The 19158-nt window shown below is 67.3% G+C and carries 20 protein-coding genes; 7 read left to right on the forward strand and 13 right to left on the reverse strand.

What is annotated here, in order from left to right; translation table 11 throughout:
• Nucleotides 1-124: 124 nt before the first annotated feature.
• From E2E30_RS13845 to E2E30_RS13870, 6 genes are all read left to right on the forward strand, one after another.
• A complete protein-coding gene (locus tag E2E30_RS13845) occupies nt 125-1579 on the forward strand; it encodes an NAD(P)-dependent oxidoreductase (RefSeq protein ID WP_133190720.1) in 1455 nt (484 codons plus the stop codon).
• On the forward strand, nt 1576-2157 hold the full coding sequence (locus E2E30_RS13850) for a DUF2059 domain-containing protein (RefSeq protein WP_133190722.1): 582 nt from the start codon (nt 1576-1578) through the stop codon (nt 2155-2157). The genes E2E30_RS13845 and E2E30_RS13850 overlap by 4 nt, the downstream gene beginning before the upstream one ends.
• Nucleotides 2154-6665, forward strand: coding sequence for a glutamate synthase large subunit (gene gltB, locus E2E30_RS13855; protein WP_133190724.1), 4512 nt, complete (start codon nt 2154-2156; stop codon nt 6663-6665). The genes E2E30_RS13850 and gltB overlap by 4 nt, the downstream gene beginning before the upstream one ends.
• A gap of 206 nt (nt 6666-6871) precedes the next feature.
• Nucleotides 6872-7309, forward strand: coding sequence for a hypothetical protein (locus E2E30_RS13860; protein WP_133190726.1), 438 nt, complete (start codon nt 6872-6874; stop codon nt 7307-7309).
• 69 nt (nt 7310-7378) lie between these two features.
• Complete coding sequence (locus E2E30_RS13865) at nt 7379-8050, forward strand: glutathione S-transferase family protein (protein WP_133190728.1); 672 nt, start codon at nt 7379-7381, stop codon at nt 8048-8050.
• Entirely contained in the window at nt 8037-8384 is a 348-nt protein-coding gene (locus E2E30_RS13870; RefSeq protein ID WP_133190730.1) for a tRNA-binding protein, read from the forward strand. The genes E2E30_RS13865 and E2E30_RS13870 overlap by 14 nt, the downstream gene beginning before the upstream one ends.
• On the opposite strand, the gene E2E30_RS13875 is transcribed toward E2E30_RS13870, so the two are convergent.
• From E2E30_RS13875 to E2E30_RS13935, 13 genes are all read right to left on the reverse strand, one after another.
• Nucleotides 8376-9848 (reverse strand): hypothetical protein, encoded by a 1473-nt coding sequence (locus tag E2E30_RS13875; protein WP_133190732.1) that lies wholly within the window; start codon nt 9846-9848, stop codon nt 8376-8378. The genes E2E30_RS13870 and E2E30_RS13875 overlap by 9 nt on opposite strands.
• Nucleotides 9849-9852: 4 nt before the next feature.
• Nucleotides 9853-10368 carry a DUF2306 domain-containing protein gene (locus tag E2E30_RS13880; protein WP_133190734.1) on the reverse strand — a complete coding sequence of 172 codons (516 nt, stop codon included), beginning with the start codon at nt 10366-10368 and terminating at the stop codon, nt 9853-9855.
• Between the two features lie 14 nt (nt 10369-10382).
• Complete coding sequence (locus E2E30_RS13885) at nt 10383-10811, reverse strand: hypothetical protein (protein ID WP_133190736.1); 429 nt, start codon at nt 10809-10811, stop codon at nt 10383-10385.
• Nucleotides 10812-10826: 15 nt separating this feature from the next.
• Nucleotides 10827-11363, reverse strand: a complete 537-nt coding sequence (locus E2E30_RS13890; RefSeq protein WP_133190738.1) for a demethoxyubiquinone hydroxylase family protein — start codon at nt 11361-11363, stop codon at nt 10827-10829.
• The gene (locus E2E30_RS13895) at nt 11360-11833 is read right to left on the reverse strand and encodes a disulfide bond formation protein B (protein WP_133190740.1); all 474 of its coding nucleotides are present in this window, start codon (nt 11831-11833) and stop codon (nt 11360-11362) included. Before E2E30_RS13895 ends, E2E30_RS13890 begins: the two co-directional genes overlap by 4 nt.
• A complete protein-coding gene (locus E2E30_RS13900) occupies nt 11833-13170 on the reverse strand; it encodes a S41 family peptidase (protein ID WP_133190742.1) in 1338 nt (445 codons plus the stop codon). The genes E2E30_RS13895 and E2E30_RS13900 overlap by 1 nt, the downstream gene beginning before the upstream one ends.
• Nucleotides 13171-13301: 131 nt before the next feature.
• Nucleotides 13302-14486: a murein hydrolase activator EnvC family protein gene (locus E2E30_RS13905; protein ID WP_133190744.1), complete on the reverse strand. Its 1185-nt coding sequence runs from the start codon at nt 14484-14486 to the stop codon at nt 13302-13304.
• Between the two features lie 4 nt (nt 14487-14490).
• The gene (locus E2E30_RS13910; protein ID WP_133190746.1) at nt 14491-14913 is read right to left on the reverse strand and encodes a 23S rRNA (pseudouridine(1915)-N(3))-methyltransferase RlmH; all 423 of its coding nucleotides are present in this window, start codon (nt 14911-14913) and stop codon (nt 14491-14493) included.
• Between the two features lie 162 nt (nt 14914-15075).
• A complete protein-coding gene (gene rsfS / locus E2E30_RS13915) occupies nt 15076-15477 on the reverse strand; it encodes a ribosome silencing factor (RefSeq protein WP_133190748.1) in 402 nt (133 codons plus the stop codon).
• An 8-nt stretch (nt 15478-15485) separates the two neighbouring features.
• On the reverse strand, nt 15486-16103 hold the full coding sequence (locus E2E30_RS13920; RefSeq protein ID WP_133192108.1) for a nicotinate-nucleotide adenylyltransferase: 618 nt from the start codon (nt 16101-16103) through the stop codon (nt 15486-15488).
• The gene (locus E2E30_RS13925) at nt 16100-16384 is read right to left on the reverse strand and encodes a type II toxin-antitoxin system RelE/ParE family toxin (RefSeq protein WP_133190750.1); all 285 of its coding nucleotides are present in this window, start codon (nt 16382-16384) and stop codon (nt 16100-16102) included. The genes E2E30_RS13920 and E2E30_RS13925 overlap by 4 nt, the downstream gene beginning before the upstream one ends.
• Complete coding sequence (locus E2E30_RS13930) at nt 16381-16647, reverse strand: CopG family transcriptional regulator (protein WP_133190752.1); 267 nt, start codon at nt 16645-16647, stop codon at nt 16381-16383. The genes E2E30_RS13925 and E2E30_RS13930 overlap by 4 nt, the downstream gene beginning before the upstream one ends.
• 31 nt (nt 16648-16678) lie before the next feature.
• On the reverse strand, nt 16679-17947 hold the full coding sequence (locus E2E30_RS13935; protein WP_133190754.1) for a glutamate-5-semialdehyde dehydrogenase: 1269 nt from the start codon (nt 17945-17947) through the stop codon (nt 16679-16681).
• A gap of 77 nt (nt 17948-18024) precedes the next feature.
• On the opposite strand from E2E30_RS13935, the gene E2E30_RS13940 reads away from it, so the two are divergent.
• Complete coding sequence (locus tag E2E30_RS13940) at nt 18025-19089, forward strand: DUF3667 domain-containing protein (protein ID WP_133190756.1); 1065 nt, start codon at nt 18025-18027, stop codon at nt 19087-19089.
• Nucleotides 19090-19158 lie beyond the last annotated feature (69 nt).

Genomic DNA, 19158 nt, shown 5'->3' on the forward strand with positions numbered 1-19158 from the left:
ACGCTGAAATTCGTTGCATTCCCGGCGTCACGATTTAAATAGGTCAGCGTTGCTGCCATAAATCACGTTTTCGTAATGACAGCGTGACGATCGCTCGGTATTTGCGCATCCGAAAGGTGCGCACATGGCTGACACGTCCCTGTTGAAATTCGTCGATCGCGAGCAGGTTTATCCCGCAAAGCGCGAGCCCGAGCTCCGCGCCGAAGACTTTCGCGAGATTGCCGAGCGCTATCCGGTTCCCGATGCGGAAGCCCAGGCCGGGCGCTGTTCGCAATGCGGCGTGCCCTATTGTTCGGTCCACTGCCCGCTCCACAACCACATCCCCGATTGGCTGCGGCTGACCGCAGAGGGCCGGTTGCGCGAGGCGTACGAGCTCAGCAACGCGACCTCGACGATGCCCGAGATCTGCGGGCGGATCTGCCCACAGGACCGCCTGTGCGAAGGCAATTGCGTGATCGAATTCTCGGGCCACGGCGCGGTGACGATCGGCGCGGTCGAGAAGTTCATCACCGACACCGCATGGGAAGAAGGCTGGGTCGAGCCGCTCGTCCCCGGCCGCTCGCGCGGGCAATCGGTCGGCGTGATAGGCGCGGGCCCGGCAGGCCTTAGCGCCGCCGAATACCTGCGCGGCAACGGCTATGACGTCCATGTCTATGACCGTTACGATCGCGCGGGCGGGCTGCTGACCTACGGCATCCCCGGCTTCAAGCTCGAAAAGCCCATCGTGACGCGCCGCGTCGAGCGGCTCAAGGCCGGCGGCATCGTCTTCCATGAGAATTTCGAAGTCGGCCGCGACGCCAGCATGGACGAGCTGCGCCAACGCCACGACGCGATCCTGATCGCCACCGGCGTGTACCGCGCCCGCGCGATCAAGGCGCCGGGCGTCGACGCAAACGGCGTGGTCGACGCGCTCGCCTTCCTTACCGCATCGAACCGCAAGGGCTTTGGCGATGCCGTGCCGAGCTTCGACGATGGCAGCCTCAACGCGGCCGGCAAGCATGTCGTCGTGATCGGCGGCGGCGACACCGCGATGGACTGCGTCCGCACCGCGATCCGCCAGGATGCGGCGTCGGTGAAGTGCCTCTATCGCCGCGACCGCGCCAACATGCCGGGATCGCAGCGCGAAGTCGCCAATGCCGAGGAAGAAGGCGTCGAGTTCGTCTGGCTGTCCGCGCCCGAGAGCTTTGCCGGCGAAGGCGCGGTCTCGACCGTCAAGGCGAGCGCGATGCGGCTCGGCGTACCCGATGCCTCGGGCCGCCGCGCGCCCGAGATCGACCCCGAAGGCGGGTTCGAGCTCAACGCCGACCTGGTGATCAAGGCGCTCGGCTTCGATGCCGAGGATCTGCCGACGCTGTTCGGCGCGCCCGAATTGAACGTGACGCGCTGGGGCACGGTGCTGGTCGACAACAAGACGCTGATGACCTCGCTCGACGGCGTGTTCGCGGCGGGCGACATCGTGCGCGGCGCGAGCCTCGTCGTCTGGGCGATCCGCGATGGGCGCGACGTTGCGGCGAACATGCACCGCTATCTCAAGACCAAGGCCGCGGCCGATATGGCGGCGAGCAAGCAAGCGGCATGATGCGGCGTCGGACCCGCCTGTGGCTCGGCCGGAGTGCCACGCTCGGCGTCGCGCTGCTTGCTGGCGCGACGGCGCATGGCCAGGCGCGGCGCCCTGCTTTGCCCGCGCCCGCCGCCAACGCCGATGCCGCCGCCGACTATGACGAACGCCGCGCCGCTGCCGGTCGGCTGCTCGTCGTCAGCCGCTTCCGTGCGCGGCAAGCGGTGCTGATCAAGGACGCGATCCGCGCCGCCGAGTCCGAACTGACCGAGAATTGCCTCGATCGCGCGGCGACAGGGCGCGACATGAAGCCGTGCCAGGCGTTTGTCAGCCCGAGCGCGGGGACGCGGGCGCGGCTTGCCGCGAGCGAATCCGCGATCCTCGACGATCTGATGGCGGCGAACCAGACGATCTACGCGCGGCGCTTCACCGCTGCCGAACTCGACGAGATCGCGCGCTTCTTCCGCACGACGGTCGGGCAGCGTTATGCGCTCACCTCGCCGCAGCTCCTCAACGAAGTTCAATCCCGCAAGCGCGAGATCGTGCGCCGCTATCTGAGCGCCGCCACAGCCGCCGACACCAAGGGGTCCCAACGATGACCGACCAGCACGCCTATCTCGCCGAGCACGGCATGTACCGCCCCGAATTCGAGGGCGATGCCTGCGGCGTCGGCCTCGTCGCCGCGACCGACGGCACGCCATCGCGCCGCGTCGTCCAGTCGGCGATCGATGCGTTGAAGGCGGTGTGGCACCGCGGCGCGGTCGATGCCGATGGCAAGACCGGCGACGGCGCCGGGCTGCACATCGACTTGCCGCTCAAGTTCTTCGACGATGCGATCGCTGCGTCGGGCCACCGCCCGCTCCCCAACCGCCTCGCGGTCGGCATGATCTTCCTGCCGCGCACCGATCTCGGCGCGCAGGAAGCGTGCCGCACGATCGTCGAGAGCATCATCATCGACGAGGGCTACACCATCTATGGCTGGCGCCAGGTGCCGGTCGATGTGTCGGTGATCGGCCAGAAGGGCTTGGCCACGCGCCCCGAGATCGAGCAGATCATGATCGCCGGGCCGCTGCCCGAGGAGGCGAGCTACGCCGAGTTCGAGAAGAACCTCTATCTCGTCCGCCGCCGGATCGAGAAGCGCGTGATCGAAGCGCAGATCCAGGGCTTCTACATCTGCAGCCTGTCGTGCCGCTCGATCATCTACAAGGGGCTGTTCCTCGCCGAATCGCTGTCGATCTTCTACCCCGATCTGCGCGACACGCGCTTCGAGAGCCGCGTCGCGATCTTCCATCAGCGCTATTCGACCAACACCTTCCCGCAATGGTGGCTGGCGCAACCGTTCCGTACGCTCGCGCACAATGGCGAGATCAACACGATCCGCGGCAACAAGAACTGGATGCTTAGCCACGAGATCCGCATGGCGAGCCTCGCCTTCGGTGAGCATTCGGAGGACATCAAGCCGGTGATCCCGGCGGGCGCATCGGACACGGCGGCGCTCGACGCGGTGTTCGAAGCGATCTGCCGCTCGGGCCGCGACGCGCCGACCGCCAAGCTGATGCTAGTCCCCGAGGCAATGGCCGATTCGATCGACATGCCCGCCGATCATCTCGCGATGTACCAGTATCTCGCCTCCGTCATGGAACCGTGGGACGGCCCCGCCGCGCTCGCGATGACCGATGGCCGCTGGGCGGTCGCGGGCATGGACCGCAACGCGCTGCGTCCGCTCCGCTATGTCCGAACGATCGATGGCCTGCTGATCGTCGGGTCGGAGAGCGGGATGGTCGTCGTCCCCGAATCGACCGTGATCGAGAAGGGCAGGCTCGGGCCGGGCCAGATGATCGCGATCGATCTCGACGAAGGCGTGCTGCTGCACGACCGCGCGGTGAAGGACCGGATCTCGGGCGAGCATGATTATGCCGCGATGATCGGCGAGTTCACCAGCATCGAAGACCTGCCGCTGCCCGGCGGCGATCCAGTCACGCGCTTCGACCGCGCCGATCTAACGCGCCGCCAGGTCGCCGCCGGCCAGACGCTCGAGGATATGGAGCTGATCCTCGCGCCAATGGTCGAGGGGGCCAAGGAAGCGATCGGCTCGATGGGCGACGATACGCCGCTCGCGGTCATCTCGGACAAGCCGCGCCTCATCAGCCAGTTCTTCCGGCAGAATTTCAGCCAGGTCACCAACCCGCCGATCGACCCTTTGCGCGAACGTCATGTGATGTCGCTCAAGACGCGCTTCGGCAACCTCGCCAACATCCTCGACACCGAGGATCGGCGCGACGGCGTGCTCGTGCTCGAATCGCCCGTGCTCGACGGGGCCGACTGGGCGAAGCTCAAGGCGCATTTCGGCAGCCAGGCGGCCGAGATCGACTGCACCTTCGAAGCCGGCGGCGGCCCCGAGACGCTGCGCGCCGCGATCGCGCGGATCCGCGCCGAGGCGGTCACCGCAGTACGCCAGGGGCATAGCGAGCTGTTCCTGACTGATCGCAACATCGGCCCCGACCGCATCGGCATCGCCGGCGTGCTCGCGGCGGCGGCGGTCCACACGCATCTCGTGCGGATGGGCCTGCGCTCCTACGCCAGCATCAACGTGCAGACCGCCGAATGCCTCGACACGCATTATTATGCCGTACTGATCGGCGTCGGCGCGACGACGGTCCACGCCTATCTGGCCGAGGCGTCGATCGCCGATCGCCACGCGCGCGGGCTGTTCGGCGCGCTGAGCCTCGCGGAATGCCTCGCGCGGCATCGCCATGCGGTCGAGGAGGGTCTGCTCAAGATCATTTCGAAGATGGGGATCGCGGTAATCTCGTCCTACCGCGGCGGCTATAATTTCGAGGCGGTCGGCTTGAGCCGTGCGCTGGTCAACGATCTGTTCCCGGGCATGCCCGCGAAGATTTCGGGCGAGGGCTATGCCTCGCTCCATCTCAACGCGCAGCTGCGCCACGACAAGGCGTTCGACGAGGGTGTCGCGACGCTGCCGATCGGCGGCTTCTATCGCCAGCGCCATACCGGCGAGACGCATGCCTATTCGGCACAGCTGATGCACCTGCTGCAGAACGCGGTCGCGACCGATTCCTACTCGACCTATCTGCAATTCTCGCGCGGGGTGGAGGCGTTGCCGCCGGTCTATCTGCGCGATCTGCTGCAGTTCAACTTCCCCGCCGAAGGCGTTCCGGTCGACCAGGTCGAGGCGATCACCGAGATCCGCAAGCGCTTCGTGACGCCGGGCATGTCCTTGGGCGCGCTCTCCCCCGAGGCGCACGAGACGCTCGCGATCGCGATGAACCGGATCGGCGCCAAGGCGGTGTCGGGCGAAGGCGGCGAGGACAAGGCGCGCTACCAACCCTATGCGAACGGCGACAACGCCAACTCGGGCGTCAAGCAGATCGCGAGCGGCCGCTTCGGCGTGACGGCGGAATATCTCAACGCCTGCGACGAGATCGAAATCAAGGTCGCCCAAGGCGCCAAGCCCGGCGAGGGCGGGCAGCTGCCTGGCTTCAAGGTGACCGAGTTCATCGCCAAGCTGCGCCATGCGACGCCCGGCGTGACGCTGATCTCGCCGCCGCCGCATCACGACATCTATTCGATCGAGGATCTCGCGCAGCTCATCTACGACCTCAAGCAGATCAACCCGGTCGCGCGCGTCTGCGTCAAGCTGGTGAGCTCGGCCGGCATCGGCACCGTCGCGGCGGGCGTCGCCAAGGCGCATGCCGACGTGATCCTGATCGCCGGCCATGTCGGCGGCACCGGCGCTTCCCCGCAAACCAGCATCAAATATGCCGGTACGCCGTGGGAAATGGGGCTCTCGGAGGTCAACCAGACGCTGACGCTCAACGGCCTGCGCGGTCGCATCAAGCTGCGCACCGATGGCGGATTGAAGACCGGGCGCGACATCGTCATCGCCGCGATCCTCGGCGCCGAGGAATTCGGCATCGGCACGCTGTCGCTCGTCGCGATGGGCTGCATCATGGTGCGGCAGTGCCATTCGAACACCTGCCCCGTCGGCGTCTGCACGCAGGACGAGAAGCTCCGCGCCAAGTTCAGTGGCAGTCCGGAGAAGGTCATCAACCTGATGACCTTCATCGCCGAGGAAGTCCGCGACATCCTCGCGCGGCTCGGTTTCCGCAGCTTGGACGAGGTGATCGGCCGCACCGAACTGCTCCGCCAGGTCAGCCGTGGTGCCGAGCATCTCGACGATCTCGATCTCAACCCGATCCTCGCGAAGGTCGACGCGCCCGACGATCAGCGCCGCTTCAGCCTCACCGGTCGCCGCAACGAGGTGCCCGACAGCCTCGACGCGCAGATCATCAAGGACGCGGCGGCCGTGTTCAGCCGACGCGAGAAGATGCAGCTGACCTATTCGGTGCGTAACACGCACCGCGCGGTCGGCACGCGGCTGTCGAGCGAGATCACGCGGACCTTCGGCATGTCGGCGCTCGCCGATGGGCATGTCCATGTGCGCCTGCGGGGCTCGGCCGGGCAGAGCCTCGGCGCGTTCCTGTGCAAGGGCATCACGCTCGAAGTGTTCGGCGATGCCAACGACTATGTCGGCAAGGGGCTGTCGGGCGGGATCATCGCGGTACGCCCGGTGGTGAGCTCGCCGCTCGCCTCGCAGGACAACACGATCATCGGCAACACCGTGCTCTATGGCGCGACCTCGGGCAGCCTCTACGCGGCGGGCCAGGCGGGCGAGCGCTTCGCGGTGCGCAATTCTGGCGCTACCGTCGTGGTCGAGGGCTGTGGCGCGAACGGGTGCGAATATATGACCGGCGGCACCGCGGTGGTGCTCGGGCCGGTCGGTGCGAATTTCGGCGCGGGGATGACCGGCGGGATGGCGTTCGTCTATGACGCCGACGGCAGCTTCGCACGCCGCGCCAACCCCGAGAACATCACCTGGAACAGGCTGTCGTCGCTGCACTGGGAAGCGGTGCTGCTCGGCCTGGTCCGCGCGCACCATGCCGCGACCGATTCGAAATGGTCGGGGGCGTTGCTCGACGATTGGGGCCGTGTGGTCGATCGCTTCTGGCAGGTGGTGCCGAAGGAAATGCTCACTCGCCTCAGCCACCCGCTCGATGATCGGGTGGAGCAAGTCGCGGCGGAATAGGCCCCTTCCGTCGGGGGACAGCCCCTCCGTCACCCCCGCGAAAGCGGGCGTCCCGCTTCTTCTGCCGACGCTGGAAAGAAGCGGGATCCCCGCTTTCGCGGGGATGACGGGGCAGGTGCATCTGTCCCGATGCAACTCGCGGATCGACAAAACGCCCCGAATCGTGCTATGCGCACCGCTCGATCGGGGGCGTTCGAGGGTTGATTATGCGTAGAATTTTGCTCGGTCTGGTCGCTTGCGGCATCGCCACTCCGGCGTTCGCGAATGAGAGCGCACCCCCGCCCCGCCCGCTCCCCGATGCGGCGCAGGTCGGCGCGCTGCTGTCGAGCCCGCTCGTCCAGGAAATCATCGCGACCACGGTCGACCAATATGCCGATGCGCTGCTCCAGACGCATGTCGGCCCGCTCGCCAAGCTGACCGACACGCGCGACCATGTCCGCCCCGAGGACACGCTCGGCGATCTCGCCGCGCGCACCCACCCCGATTACCGGCGCGACCTGCACAACCAGACCCGCAGCGCGGTCGCCGCGACTGGCCAGGCCGCGCGCGACATCGCCAGCCTCAGCGCCGAGCTCAAGCACACCACCGAACGCCTCCGCGCGGCGATTGCGCTCACCCAGGCCGAGGTTAACGCGGTCCGCTGATCCGGGGTGGCCCGACACAAAGTCGCGTGACGCCTTCCCCTCCCGGCTCGTGCGTTCTACCAAGCGGGCATGTGGCAACTCTACCAATTCCCGCTCTGCCCGTTCTCGCGCAAGGTCCGGCTTCTGCTCGGCGAAAAGGGCGTCGGCTGCGAGCTCGTTCGCGAAAACCCGTGGGAACAGCGCGATGAGTTCCTCGACATGAACCCCGCCGGCCAAGTGCCGGTGATGACCGATCCACAGCGCGGCATCCGCCTGATGGATTCGATGGCGATTTGCGAATATCTCGAAGAGACGGTCGAGAAGAACGCGATGATCAACGGCACCGCGGTCAACCGCGCCGAGATTCGCCGGCTCGTCGCCTGGTTCGATTCGCAATTCTTCGCCGATGTCGTTGCGCCCTTGCTCCACGAGCGGATGGAGAAGCGCCTCGTCACCAAGGAACCGCCCGATTCGAAGCGGCTGCGCGATGCGATGAAGGCGGCGGTGCGCCACCTCGATTATATCGATTATTTGCTCGACCATCATAACTGGATGGCCGGCGCGACGATGAGCCTCGCCGATCTGGCGGCGGCAGCGCAGATCTCTGTGGCCGATTATCTCGGCGGAATCGACTGGCGCAACCACGAGCAGACCGCGAAATGGTATCGCGGCTTCAAGAGCCGCCCGAGCTTCCGTCCCCTGCTGTCCGAACGGATGGAAGGGATCATGGCACCGAAACATTATGACGATGTCGATTTCTGAGCAGGTCACCTTCGACGATTTCGCGAAGCTCGACATCCGTGTCGGGACGATCGTCGAGGCCTTGCCCTTCCCGCAGGCGCGCAAGCCCGCATTCCGCCTGACGATCGATTTCGGCCCCGAGATCGGGATCAAGCGCTCCTCGGCGCAGATCACCGCGCGCTACACGCTCGAGGATTTGCCCGGGCGGCAAGTCGCCGCGGTGGTCAACTTCCCGCCGCGCCAGATCGGCCCGATGATGTCCGAAGTGCTGACGCTCGGCTTTCCCGATGAAAATGGCGAGGTCGTGCTCGTCCAGCCCAATCTGCCGATCCCCAACGGCGGTCGGCTATACTGAACCGCGACGCTCGGCCCGGCGGGTCCACCACAGCATCAGCCCGAGCATCGGCAGCGCCAGGTCGAGATACAGGATCAGCCCGATCCAGGGCGAAAATCCCCAATACATATTGGGCACGGTGTTGAGATAGCCGTGCGCGAGCAAGCCCATGATGTTGCGCGACCACACCGGCGTCATCATCGTCTCGGGGGCGAAGATGTCGGTCGCCGCGACGATCAGGTTGAGCAGGATAGACACGGCGAGCAGCGCGATCGCCTTGATCTTGTCGCTGCGCCGCTCGATCGACGCCCAGATCGGCGCGAGGCCAATCGCGAAAAACGGGATCGCCGGGACCGAATGCCGCGGGCCGACCGACGCGCCGCCATCCCAATAGGCATAGGATGCGTTGATCGACAGTACGATAACGATCATCGCGACGCACAGCACGCCAAGGTCGCGCGTCGCGGGGTCGCGCACCAGCTTCACCACGCCGAACCAGCCGAGCAACAGGATCGGCGCAACCCAGAACAGCCCGCGCCGCACGCCGAAGGTGATTCCGAGCAGCGCGGTGATCTTGGGATAGGTCAGCCCGAACAGCCCCTGGTTCATCCCGCTGAACCCGACCACGCCGGTATAGCCCGTCATGAACGGCGTCCCGAAGGCGAACTGGTTATAGGCGAGCATCGGCAGCACCGCGACGAGCGCGGTCGCCACCGCGACGAGATACAGCCGCCGCCGCACCGGCCAGGCCGCATCACGGCTGCGCCACAACGCCCAGCCACCGATCACCAGCCCGCCGAGCGCCGCCTGGAACTCGATCGTCACCGCAAAGCCGAGCGCCGCGCCTGCCATCAACGGATAGCGCCAGCGGCCGAACTCGCGCTCGCCCGACGTCCCGCGCCAGATCGCCCAGGTCGCGATCAGGAACAGCGCGGCAACGGGCGCATGGCCGAACAGCGTCGTCGACCAGCCCCACACGATCGACCCAAGCGAATAGCCGAGCGCGGCGAACAGCCCTGCGGCCGGGCTGCCGGTGATCCCCGTCGCCAGATCGAGCAGCAGCACCGCGGCAAACGCGGTGAGGATCGCTGCGCCACACGCGACCGCGAGCTGCATACGGAGCCGCAGGAACTCGGCAAGCCGGGGATTGGTAATGTCGATGATATGATCATACGAGCTGACGCCCGTGACGCGGTTGGTCGCCCACACCACCGGCGCCGCCATCAGCGTCATGCCCGGCGCCTTGTCCATATAGTAATGCGTCACGCCGCCTTGCTTGAACTCGGCCTTGTCGATCGTCAGCGTCTGGTAGCGATCGATCGTCGCTTCCCCGCGCTCGACCAGCGCCAGCGTCCCGAACAGCCGCGTCGCGCTGTTGGGATTGAATACGAACGAGCCGAACCACACGCACGACAGCCAGACGAGCGCGAACAGCAGGAGCGCGACCGCATGCGGCGCGCGAACGATCGGGGCGGAGGGTGTCATAAGGTCAGGCGGTCAACCATTGGCCGAGCAGCCGGAACGGCGGCAGCGTGAAGAACCCCGCGATAAGCAGCGCGCCCGTCACCATCCCGCGAACCTGTCGGCGATGCGCCGCGATCCGGTGCGTCCGCGCGGTCCACCAGATGAGCGGCGCGGCGAGGACGACATAGGCCGACAGGATATGGATGAAACTGAAGCGCGGCGGCGTGCCGTGGCGGACGAAGAAGGATTCGGCGGCGGTCAGGAACATCGCGACGACCCACACCTTGCCGAGCATCCGGTGCGCGGCATCGCCGCGCGGACGCAGCAGCATCACGGGGGTCAACGCCAGCGCGATCACAACCGTCGCGAGATGGCCCCATACGACGAGCGGCACGCTTCCCCAATGCGCCGCGCCTTTGGCGAGCGCGACGAGGATAGCGACCAACAGCACCACCGCCGCGCCGGCAAGCACGGTCTCATAGCGGTCGGCGCGTAGCGACTTGCTCGCATTCGTCCGCCCTGCCCCCGCAGGCGTCGCCATCCCCCCGGCCTGCGTCAGGGAACCAGCGCAGCGTCGACAGCGCGCTGGTCGGCCTTGGCGTCCTGCTTCTCGCGCTTGTACTTGCGCCCCGCCTGCGCGAAGCAGCCCATGCCGCCCCCGGCGCCGACGTTGCTGCAGCTGCCGATTCCCGTCGCACCGACCCGATCGTTGGCTGCGCCCTTGGCGGCCCAGCTTTCGTTTTCGGGCGTCACCTTCAATTCGCGCAATTCCTTGGGAATGCGGAACTGCTCGCCCGGCGCACGCCGCACGCAGACGACGATCTCATTCCCATCGGAATCGGTCGGGCATTTCTGCTTGCCGTAGATCACCAGCGGCGGGTTGCTCACGCCCTGCGCCGCAGCAGGCGCAGAGGCGAGCCCACCCGCGCCGAAGCCAGCGAGCACGAGCGCGGCAAGCGCGCCCTTCGTCATCAGGTTCTGCATGATCCTGTCTCCCCGTCAGATACGTTTCGCGGTCGCGATCGCGACCTTGCAACCGAGCCGGATCAGCCCGCTCAACACTGGATAGCCCGGCGTGTTCTCGGCACCCGCGGCGAGCGCTGTCTCGCGATGCTCGACCTCCTCGGCCTGGAAATCGCGGATCGCCTCGGACAGTTCGGGATCGCTGTCGCCAAGCGCGACGAGCTGGTCTTCATAATGCTTGTCGATCTCGGTCTCGACTGCGGCGGTGCACGCCATCGCCGCGTTGGGCCCGAGCGCCGCCGTCACCGCGCCGAGCGCGAAGCCGGCGACATCCCAGAGCGGCGCGAGCAATGTCGGCCGTACCGAGCGCCGCGCCATCATCGAATCGAAAAAGGCGCGGTGGCGCTCTTCCTGATTGGCCATCCCCGCGATCGCACGCGCCGCCGGGCTGCGGTCACCGAGTATCGCCAGCTGCCCGGCATAGATCCGCGTCGCGCCGAATTCGCCCGCTTGGTCGACGCGCACCATCGAGGCGGTGTCGCGCTTGGGGTCGCCGGGTTTCCAGCCGCTCATGCTTTTGCTCCTCGCATCAGGCCAAAGATGGTGATCGCCCCACCGACCGAAAAGAGCGCGTTGAAGCCGGCGAGCGAAACATGGAACAGCGTCCATTGCGCGACATCGCAGCGGATGATCGGCGCAGCCATGATGCTGTCGAGCGTGATCGCGCCCGACACGGTCGAAGTGCAGGCCGTAACACCCGCCCACCAATGATATTCGACGCCTGCGTGATAGGCGCCGATCACGCCGCTGATGAGGATCGCCACCGCCGCCAGGCTGACGAACACCTCGCGCTGCGCGCGGCTCGGCACGACGAAGGCGAGCAACGCGAGCGGCAGCGCGGCGATGTGCGGGTAGCGCTGCCACCAGCACATCTCGCACGGATAGAGCTTGCCGATATATTGGAAGGCGAGCGCACCGCCGAGCAGAGCGAGCGGAATCAGCAGCGCGAGCAGCCGGGCGAGGATGAAACGGTCGCGCGCCATTACCGCGCCGCCACCGCTTGCGTCGTGCTCGACAGCCGCGCGAGCGTCTTCAGCGCGTAGGTCAACTGGAAATCCTCGATCCCCTTCGCCTTGAGCTGATCGGGCGTCATCACGAAGCGCGGATCGGGCTTGCCGTCTTCCTCGACCGCGGCGTTGGTCGTCTTGGCCTCGTTGATCAGATGGCGGCGCAGATCGTCCTCGCGGAAAACGGGGCGCGACTTGTAGTCGGGGTCGGAAAGCTGCGGCACGGCGATATCGGGCTCGATCCCGCCCTCCTGCACCGACCGGCCCGACGGCGTGTAATAGCGCGAGGTGGTGAGCCGCAGCGCGGCGTTGGCGCCCATGTCGATCACCGTCTGGACCGAGCCCTTGCCGAACGAGCGCTCCCCCATCACCAGCGCGCGGTGATGATCCTGCAGCGCACCCGCGACGATCTCGGAGGCCGAGGCGGTGCCGGCATTGGTCAGCACGATCACCGGCAGCCCGTGCGCAAGATCGCCCTTCACGTACGATTCGGCGTAGAACGGCTCGATATCGGCCTTGTCGCGCCCGCGCTGCGAGACGATCTCGCCCGACGACAGGAAATTGTCGGCAACCGCGATCGATTCGTCGCGCAAACCGCCGCCATTGTCGCGCAGATCGATGACATAGCCGAGTGGGTCGTGCCCGAGCTGCTTGACGATCCCGCGGATCGCGCCGGTCACCGCGTCGCCGGTATGTTCGGAGAAGGCGGTGATGGTGATCAGCCCGACGCCGTCCTTGACGCTCCATTTGACGGGCTTCTGGACGATCTTCTCGCGGATCAGCGAGACGACGATCGGCTTGTCGTGTCCCGGGCGCAGCAGCGTCAGCGAGACCTTGCTGCCGGGGAGCCCCCGCATCTTCTGGATCGATTCGTCGAGCGTGTCGCCGAAGATCAGCTTGCCGTCGATATGCGTGATGTAGTCGCCCGACTTGATCCCGGCGCGCGCGCCCGGCGCGTCGGGCTGCGGCGACATCACCTTGACCGCGCCGTCCTCCATCGTGACGGTCAGGCCGAGCCCGCCGTAACTCCCCATCGTCTGGATCTTGAGATTGTCGTAATCGAGCCCGGTCTCGTACGCGCTGTGCGGATCGAGCGCGGCGAGCATGCCTTCGATCGCGCCCTTGACCAGCACCTTGTCGTCGACCTTGTCGACATATTCGGCCTTCACGCGATTATAGACGTCGAGGAACACCGCCATCTCGCGATACGTGCCGTTGTCGACCGCCGCCATTGCGCTCGTACCGATCGGCACGATCGCCAGCACCGCCGCGATCGCGGAAGCTTGGAGCAGCGAAGTGGTGAAACGCGACATCGGTCAATACTCGGCAAGCAAGAGGTCTTGGAGGCACCGTAGCGGGGTTTGCGCGGGGATCAAAGCGGGGCAATCGATGACGTGCCCGGGCTGAACCGAAGCTGAGCGGGATTGCCGCCGCGGATTTCGCCTCACCCGAGCAGCGGCGTCATGTCGACCGCGCGATCGCGGCGGCGCAGCTCGACCGTCACACTCGGCGCTTCGCCGCGCGCCGCCTGCCCGATCGGCGCGCCTTGGCCGATCGTTTCGCCGATCCGCGCGCTGGTGCTGCCGAGCCCCGAGACGAGCGTCGTCCAACCGCCGCCATGATCGAGGATGACGATCGTGCCATAGCCGCGGAACGGCCCGGCAAAAGCGACGCGCCCCGCCGCTGGGGCGACGACTTGCGCGCCTGCCAGCGGCGCGATCGTCAGCCCACGCGAATGGACGCCGGTGTCCGAGAGTTCGCCGAGCCCGGTGACGATCTTGCCCTCCACCGGCAAGCGATACGGTGGGGCGCTGTGCGACCAGGTGCCGCGGTCGATCGGCGCGGCGACCTCGCCCGGGCGTGGCGGGCGCGCGAGCGGTCCGGGCAGCGTCGCAAGGCTCTCGCGCGTCGCCGCCTGGTTGCCGATCGTGTCCATCAGGTCGACGATGTCGCGCGCCTTTTCGCCGAGCGCGATCGCGCGATCGGATTCGATCAGCGCATCGCGTCCGAACGCGCGCGAGCGCAGCCGGTGCGCCACCTCGAGTCGCGTCAGCGCAAGCCGCTGGACTTCGAGCCGCGACCGGCTCTCGGCGAGCGCGCGGGTCGCGACCGCGCCTGCCGCCTGCAACTGGCGGGTGCGCGCAAGATCGGCGCGGACGTCGGCGGTGCGCGCGCGGATCACCGGCATCGTGTTCGCCAGCACCGCACGGACATGGACGAGATCGTCGACCGATCCGGGCTGGACTAAACTGATGATCGCGGGCCGCCTCGCGAGCGATTGCAGTGCGCCCATCAGCCGCGCGACGGGCACTTGCTTGGCGGCCAGCTTGGTGCGCTGCGCATCGAGCAAGCGATCGACGATCGCGAGCCGCGCCTGCCCTGCGGCGATATCGGCCTCGGCCTGCTGGATGCGGGCGGCGACCGCGGCTTCCTGCGCTTGCGCCTGACGCGCTTGGTCGCGCTCTGCGGCGGCCTGGCGTTCGAGCGCGGCTGAGCGGCGCGCGGCGGCATCGGATTGCGCTTTGGCTTCGGCGAGCCGGGTGCGCTGGTCGACGGGTTCCTGCGCGACGGCCACGCTCGCGCCAATCGCCGCTGCGACACCCGCGATCAGAAGAGCCCGCCCCCGCATGGCGCTATCCTTCGCGGTGGTAGGGGTGATTGGCAAGGATGCTCGTCGCGCGGTACAATTGCTCGGCGAGCATCGCGCGGGCGAGCAGGTGCGGCCACGTCGCCCGCCCGAAGCTCAGCAGCAGATCGGCCGAGGCGCGCTGCGCATCGTCGAAGCCGTCGGCTGCGCCGATCAGGAAGCGCGCCTCGCGCACGCCTGAGTCCCGCCATTTCTCGAGCGTGGCGGCGAGATCGCGCGATGGCAGGACCTGCCCCGTCTCGTCGAGCATGACGATCCGGCAGCCGTGCTCGACCGCCGGCATCTTGCCGCCGGTGTCGGGCAGCTCGGTCAGCTTGTACGGCCAGGACAGCCGCTTGACGTAGCGCTCGACCAGTTCGGCCTCGGGACTGCGCCCGATCCGCCCGCGCGCGACGATGTGGAGCAGCATGCTTGCCTCCGTTGCGAGCGATGCTCAGCGCTGTACCGCTACACGTTCCGCGGCGAAGGCCGGGGCCCAGTCGCGAAGGTCGCCATAGCCGGGCGCTGCGCACTCCGCCGCACCGCTCGCTCCTGGACCCCGGCCTTCGCCGGGGAGCAGGAGATCCAGCGATCAGTCCTCGATAACCGGCGCGGCGGGCGGGGTCGGCGCATCGCCGAACGCCCACATCCGCTCGAGATTGTAGAAGGTGCGGACCTCGGGGCGGAACAGATGGACGATCACGTCGCCGGCATCGAGCAGCACCCAATCGGCGGTCGGCAGGCCCTCGATACGCGACGGCCGGCCGTATTCGGCCTTGATCTTCTCGCTGAGCTTCTGCGCCATCGACGCGACCTGGCGCGTCGAGCGGCCGCTCGCGATCACCATGTAATCGGCGATGCTCGATTTGCCCGCGAGCGGGATCGAGATGACATCGACGGCCTGATCGTCGTCGAGCGACGCGAGCACGAGCCGAAGCAGCGCGTCGACCTCTTCGGGTTCGGACGCGCGATAGACGGGAGAAGATGAGGCCAAGATGATTCCTATGCAGAAGGTGGGGTCGGGACGGCTGGCAGGAAATGCCGCTGCCAGGCGGGGTCGGCAGCACGAAGCTGTGTCGCGGAGCGCGGGTCGGGGCGGAAGCGCAACAGCACGAGTGCCGGCAATCTCCACTGCGTCCAGTTCTTCGCCTGGTGTGCGGGCCGACGTGCGCGCCGCAACCAACCCATCGCGGGAGCCGCGAGAGCAGCACGTTCATACCCCGGACGCGCGATTACCGCAATCGGAACCTCGCGGGCGATCCGGCGCCACCCTTTCCACTGGTCGAACTGCGCGAGATTGTCCGATCCCATCAACCAGATGAAGCGCTTTTTGGGGAAAGCGCGGCGGAGTTTGGTGACGGTATCGACGGTGTAGCGCGTGCCGAGCTTGTGCTCGATCGCGCTGACGCGGATCGGCGCGTGGCGCGCCATCCGCACCGCAGAGGCAAAGCGCGCGGCGTAGGGGGCCATGTCGCCGCTCTTCTCCTTGAGCGGATTGCCGGGCGAGACGAGCCACCACACTTCGTCGAGCCCCAGCGCATCGAGGGCTGCAAGGCTGATCGCGCGGTGGCCGGCATGCGCTGGATTGAACGAGCCGCCGAGGATGCCGACGCGGGTCAGGTCCGTATCCAATTTTCGCGCGCATGACGGATACGCAGCACCTCGATGTGCGTGTCGCTTACCCGATACAGAAGGAGATAGTCGGTGGGCGCGACGCGCCATTTTCGAGCGTCGACCTCGGGAATCGCCGGCCCTGCTGCCGGGGTGGCCGCGACGAATTCGGCTGCCTCCTCAATCAGGGCTGCAATCCGCTCGGCGGCGTCGGGAGAATATGCCGACCAGTAATCGTCAATCTCCTCGAGATCGGCGATCGCGGGGTCGCTCCATTCGACGGTCCTCATGCGACGGCGCGCTGCTGCCTCCGGCGGCGCAGGTTTTCGAAGACGGTAGCTTGCGGGGTCAGGGCACCACGATCGGCCGCATCAATCCCGACCTGGATGAAGGCGAGAAGATCGTCTTCGCTCTCAATGACTCGCCGGATGGCTTCGGCCGCAAATGCGGCTCCGGTTATCCCTTGCGCAGCCGCTGCTTTGGCGACCCGCGCAGCCGTCTCATCGTCCAGGTCGATCGTGACCGATCGCGAAAAAGGCGCAGGATGGTTCATCGCGGCAAATTACACCGGAGCCCGACCGCCATCAACCCCGCACCTGCCCGCTGCCGTAACCCACCCATTTGTACGTCGTCAGCCCTTCGAGCGCGACGGGGCCGCGGGCGTGGAGGCGCCCCGTCGCGATGCCGATCTCGGCACCGAGGCCGAACTCGCCACCATCGGCGAACTGCGTCGAGGCGTTCCACAGCACGATCGCACTGTCGACCTCGGCGAGGAAGCGGGTCGCCACGGCCTCGTCGGCGGTGACGATCGCGTCGGTGTGGTGCGAGCTGTGCGCCGCGATGAAGCGCAGCGCGCCGTCGATGCCGTCGACCAGCCCGGCCGAAGCAATCGCGTCGAGATATTCGGTATCCCAATCGGCGTCGGTCGTGGGGGTGAGGCCCGGCACCAGCGCGCGCAGGCCAGGCCCGCCGCGCACTTCGCAGCCGGCCGCCGAAAGCGCCGCGACGAGGCCCGCCGGATCGGGATAGGCGCGGTCGATCAGCAGCGTCTCCATCGCGCCGCACACGCCGGTACGCCGCATCTTGGCGTCGACGACGATCGCCTTCGCCATCGCCGGATCGGCCGAGCCGTCGACATAGATATGGTTGATCCCGTCGAGATGCGCGAGCACGGGGACGCGCGCCTCGGCCTGGACGCGCGCGACGAGCCCCTTGCCGCCGCGCGGGACGATCAGATCGATCGCGGCGGCGCCCGACGACCCGTCCGCCGTCAGCATCGCCCCGACCGCAGCACGATCGGTGGTCGGCACAAGTTGCGCGGCATCGGCAGGAATACCCTCGGCCACCAGTCCCGCGACGAGCGCGGTCTGGATCGCACGGTTGCTCTCGATCGCCTCCGAACCGCCGCGCAGGATGACGGCATTGCCCGCCATGACGGCGAGTGCGGCGGCATCCGCGGTAACGTTGGGGCGGCTTTCATAGATGATCCCGATCACGCCGATCGGCACACGGACGCGGCGCAAGCGCAGCCCGTTGGGACGCACGCTCTCGTCGATCACCGCGCCGACCGGATCGGCGAGTGCTGCGACCGCGGCGACACCGTCGGCCATGCTCGCGACGCGCGCGGTGTCGAGCTTGAGCCGGTCGAGCATCGCGCCCGACAAGCCGGCGGCGGTCGCCTTCGCCATGTCGCTGGCATTCGCCTCGAGGATTACCGGCGCGGCATCGCGCAACGCCTGCGCCGCCGCCAGCAGTCCGCGCGCCTTCACCGCAGTCGGCAGCGTCGCGAGCAAGCGGGCAGCGCCGCGGGCGCGATCGGTCATGGTGGCGAGCAGGGTCGTGGCGTCGGTCATGACGCTCGCGGTATCACGACCGCGCCCCTTGCGGCAAAAGCTATCGCATTCGCCAAAGCCACTGCTATGCTGCCGCAATGTCGGGGGGAATCGATACAGCGGGCGATATCGCCACGGGACTCTTTGTCGCGCGTGCGGTCGAGCCGCCTGCGGGCGAAACCGCGCACGGACCGCTCGCGCACGGACTGTGCCTCAATTGCGGGACCGCGTTGCACGGCGAGTTCTGCCACGCCTGCGGGCAAAGCGGGCATGTCCACCGCTCGCTCCACTCGATCGGGCACGATCTGCTCCACGGCGTGTTCCATTTCGAAGGCAAGATCTGGCGCACCGTGCCGATGCTGGTGTTCCAGCCCGGCGCGCTGACGCGGCGCTACATCGCGGGCGAACGCGCGCGCTTCGTGTCGCCGCTGGCGCTGTTCCTGTTCGCGGTGTTCCTGATGTTTGCGACGATCCACGCCTTTGGCGGCGAGCTCGGCACCGACTTGCCCCCCGCCGCGCGTGAAACCGCATTGCAGAACATCGACGCCGACATCGCCAAGGGACAAGCCAAGCTCGCCCGGCTGCAGGCCGCCCCGCGCCGCGCCAATGCCGACGCCAAGATCGCGAAGGTGCAGGAAGATCTGCGCAGCCTGCAGGTCGCGCGTAGCGTGATGGATGGCGGGTCGGGCGCCACGATCGGCGACGTCCCGCTTTCCGGGCTGCGCACCGACTGGCACGCGCTCGACAAGGGCATCGCCAAGGTGAAGGCCAATCCCGGACTGGCGCTCTACAAGCTGCAGTCGAGCGCCTACAAATACAGCTGGGCGCTGATCCCGATCTCGACTCCGTTCGTCGCGCTGCTCTTCCTGTGGCGGCGGCGCTACAAACTCTACGACCACGCCATTTTCGTGACCTATTCACTCGCCTTCATGATGATGCTGGTCGCCTCGCTAAGCACCGCCGGCGCGGTCGGCGTTGGCAGTGGACTGATCGGGCTGCTCGTGATGTTCGTGCCGCCGGTGCACATGTTCGCACAGTTGCGGGGTGCCTACACGCTGCGCAAACGCTCGGCGCTGTGGCGAACGGTCGCGCTAATCGTCTTCGCCTGGATCGCGCTTACCGCCTTCGCCTGCCTGTTGCTGGCGATGGGGTTCATGGAATAGCGGCGCCGGGCGGGCTTGCGGTGCCTCGCTAAGGGACCCGTAAAATCGCACTACCTACGCGGTCGGTCC

Origin of the sequence: Sphingomonas sp. AAP5 (assembly GCF_004354345.1) — a bacterium.
In the GTDB taxonomy this organism is placed as follows: Bacteria; Pseudomonadota; Alphaproteobacteria; order Sphingomonadales; family Sphingomonadaceae; genus Sphingomonas; species Sphingomonas glacialis.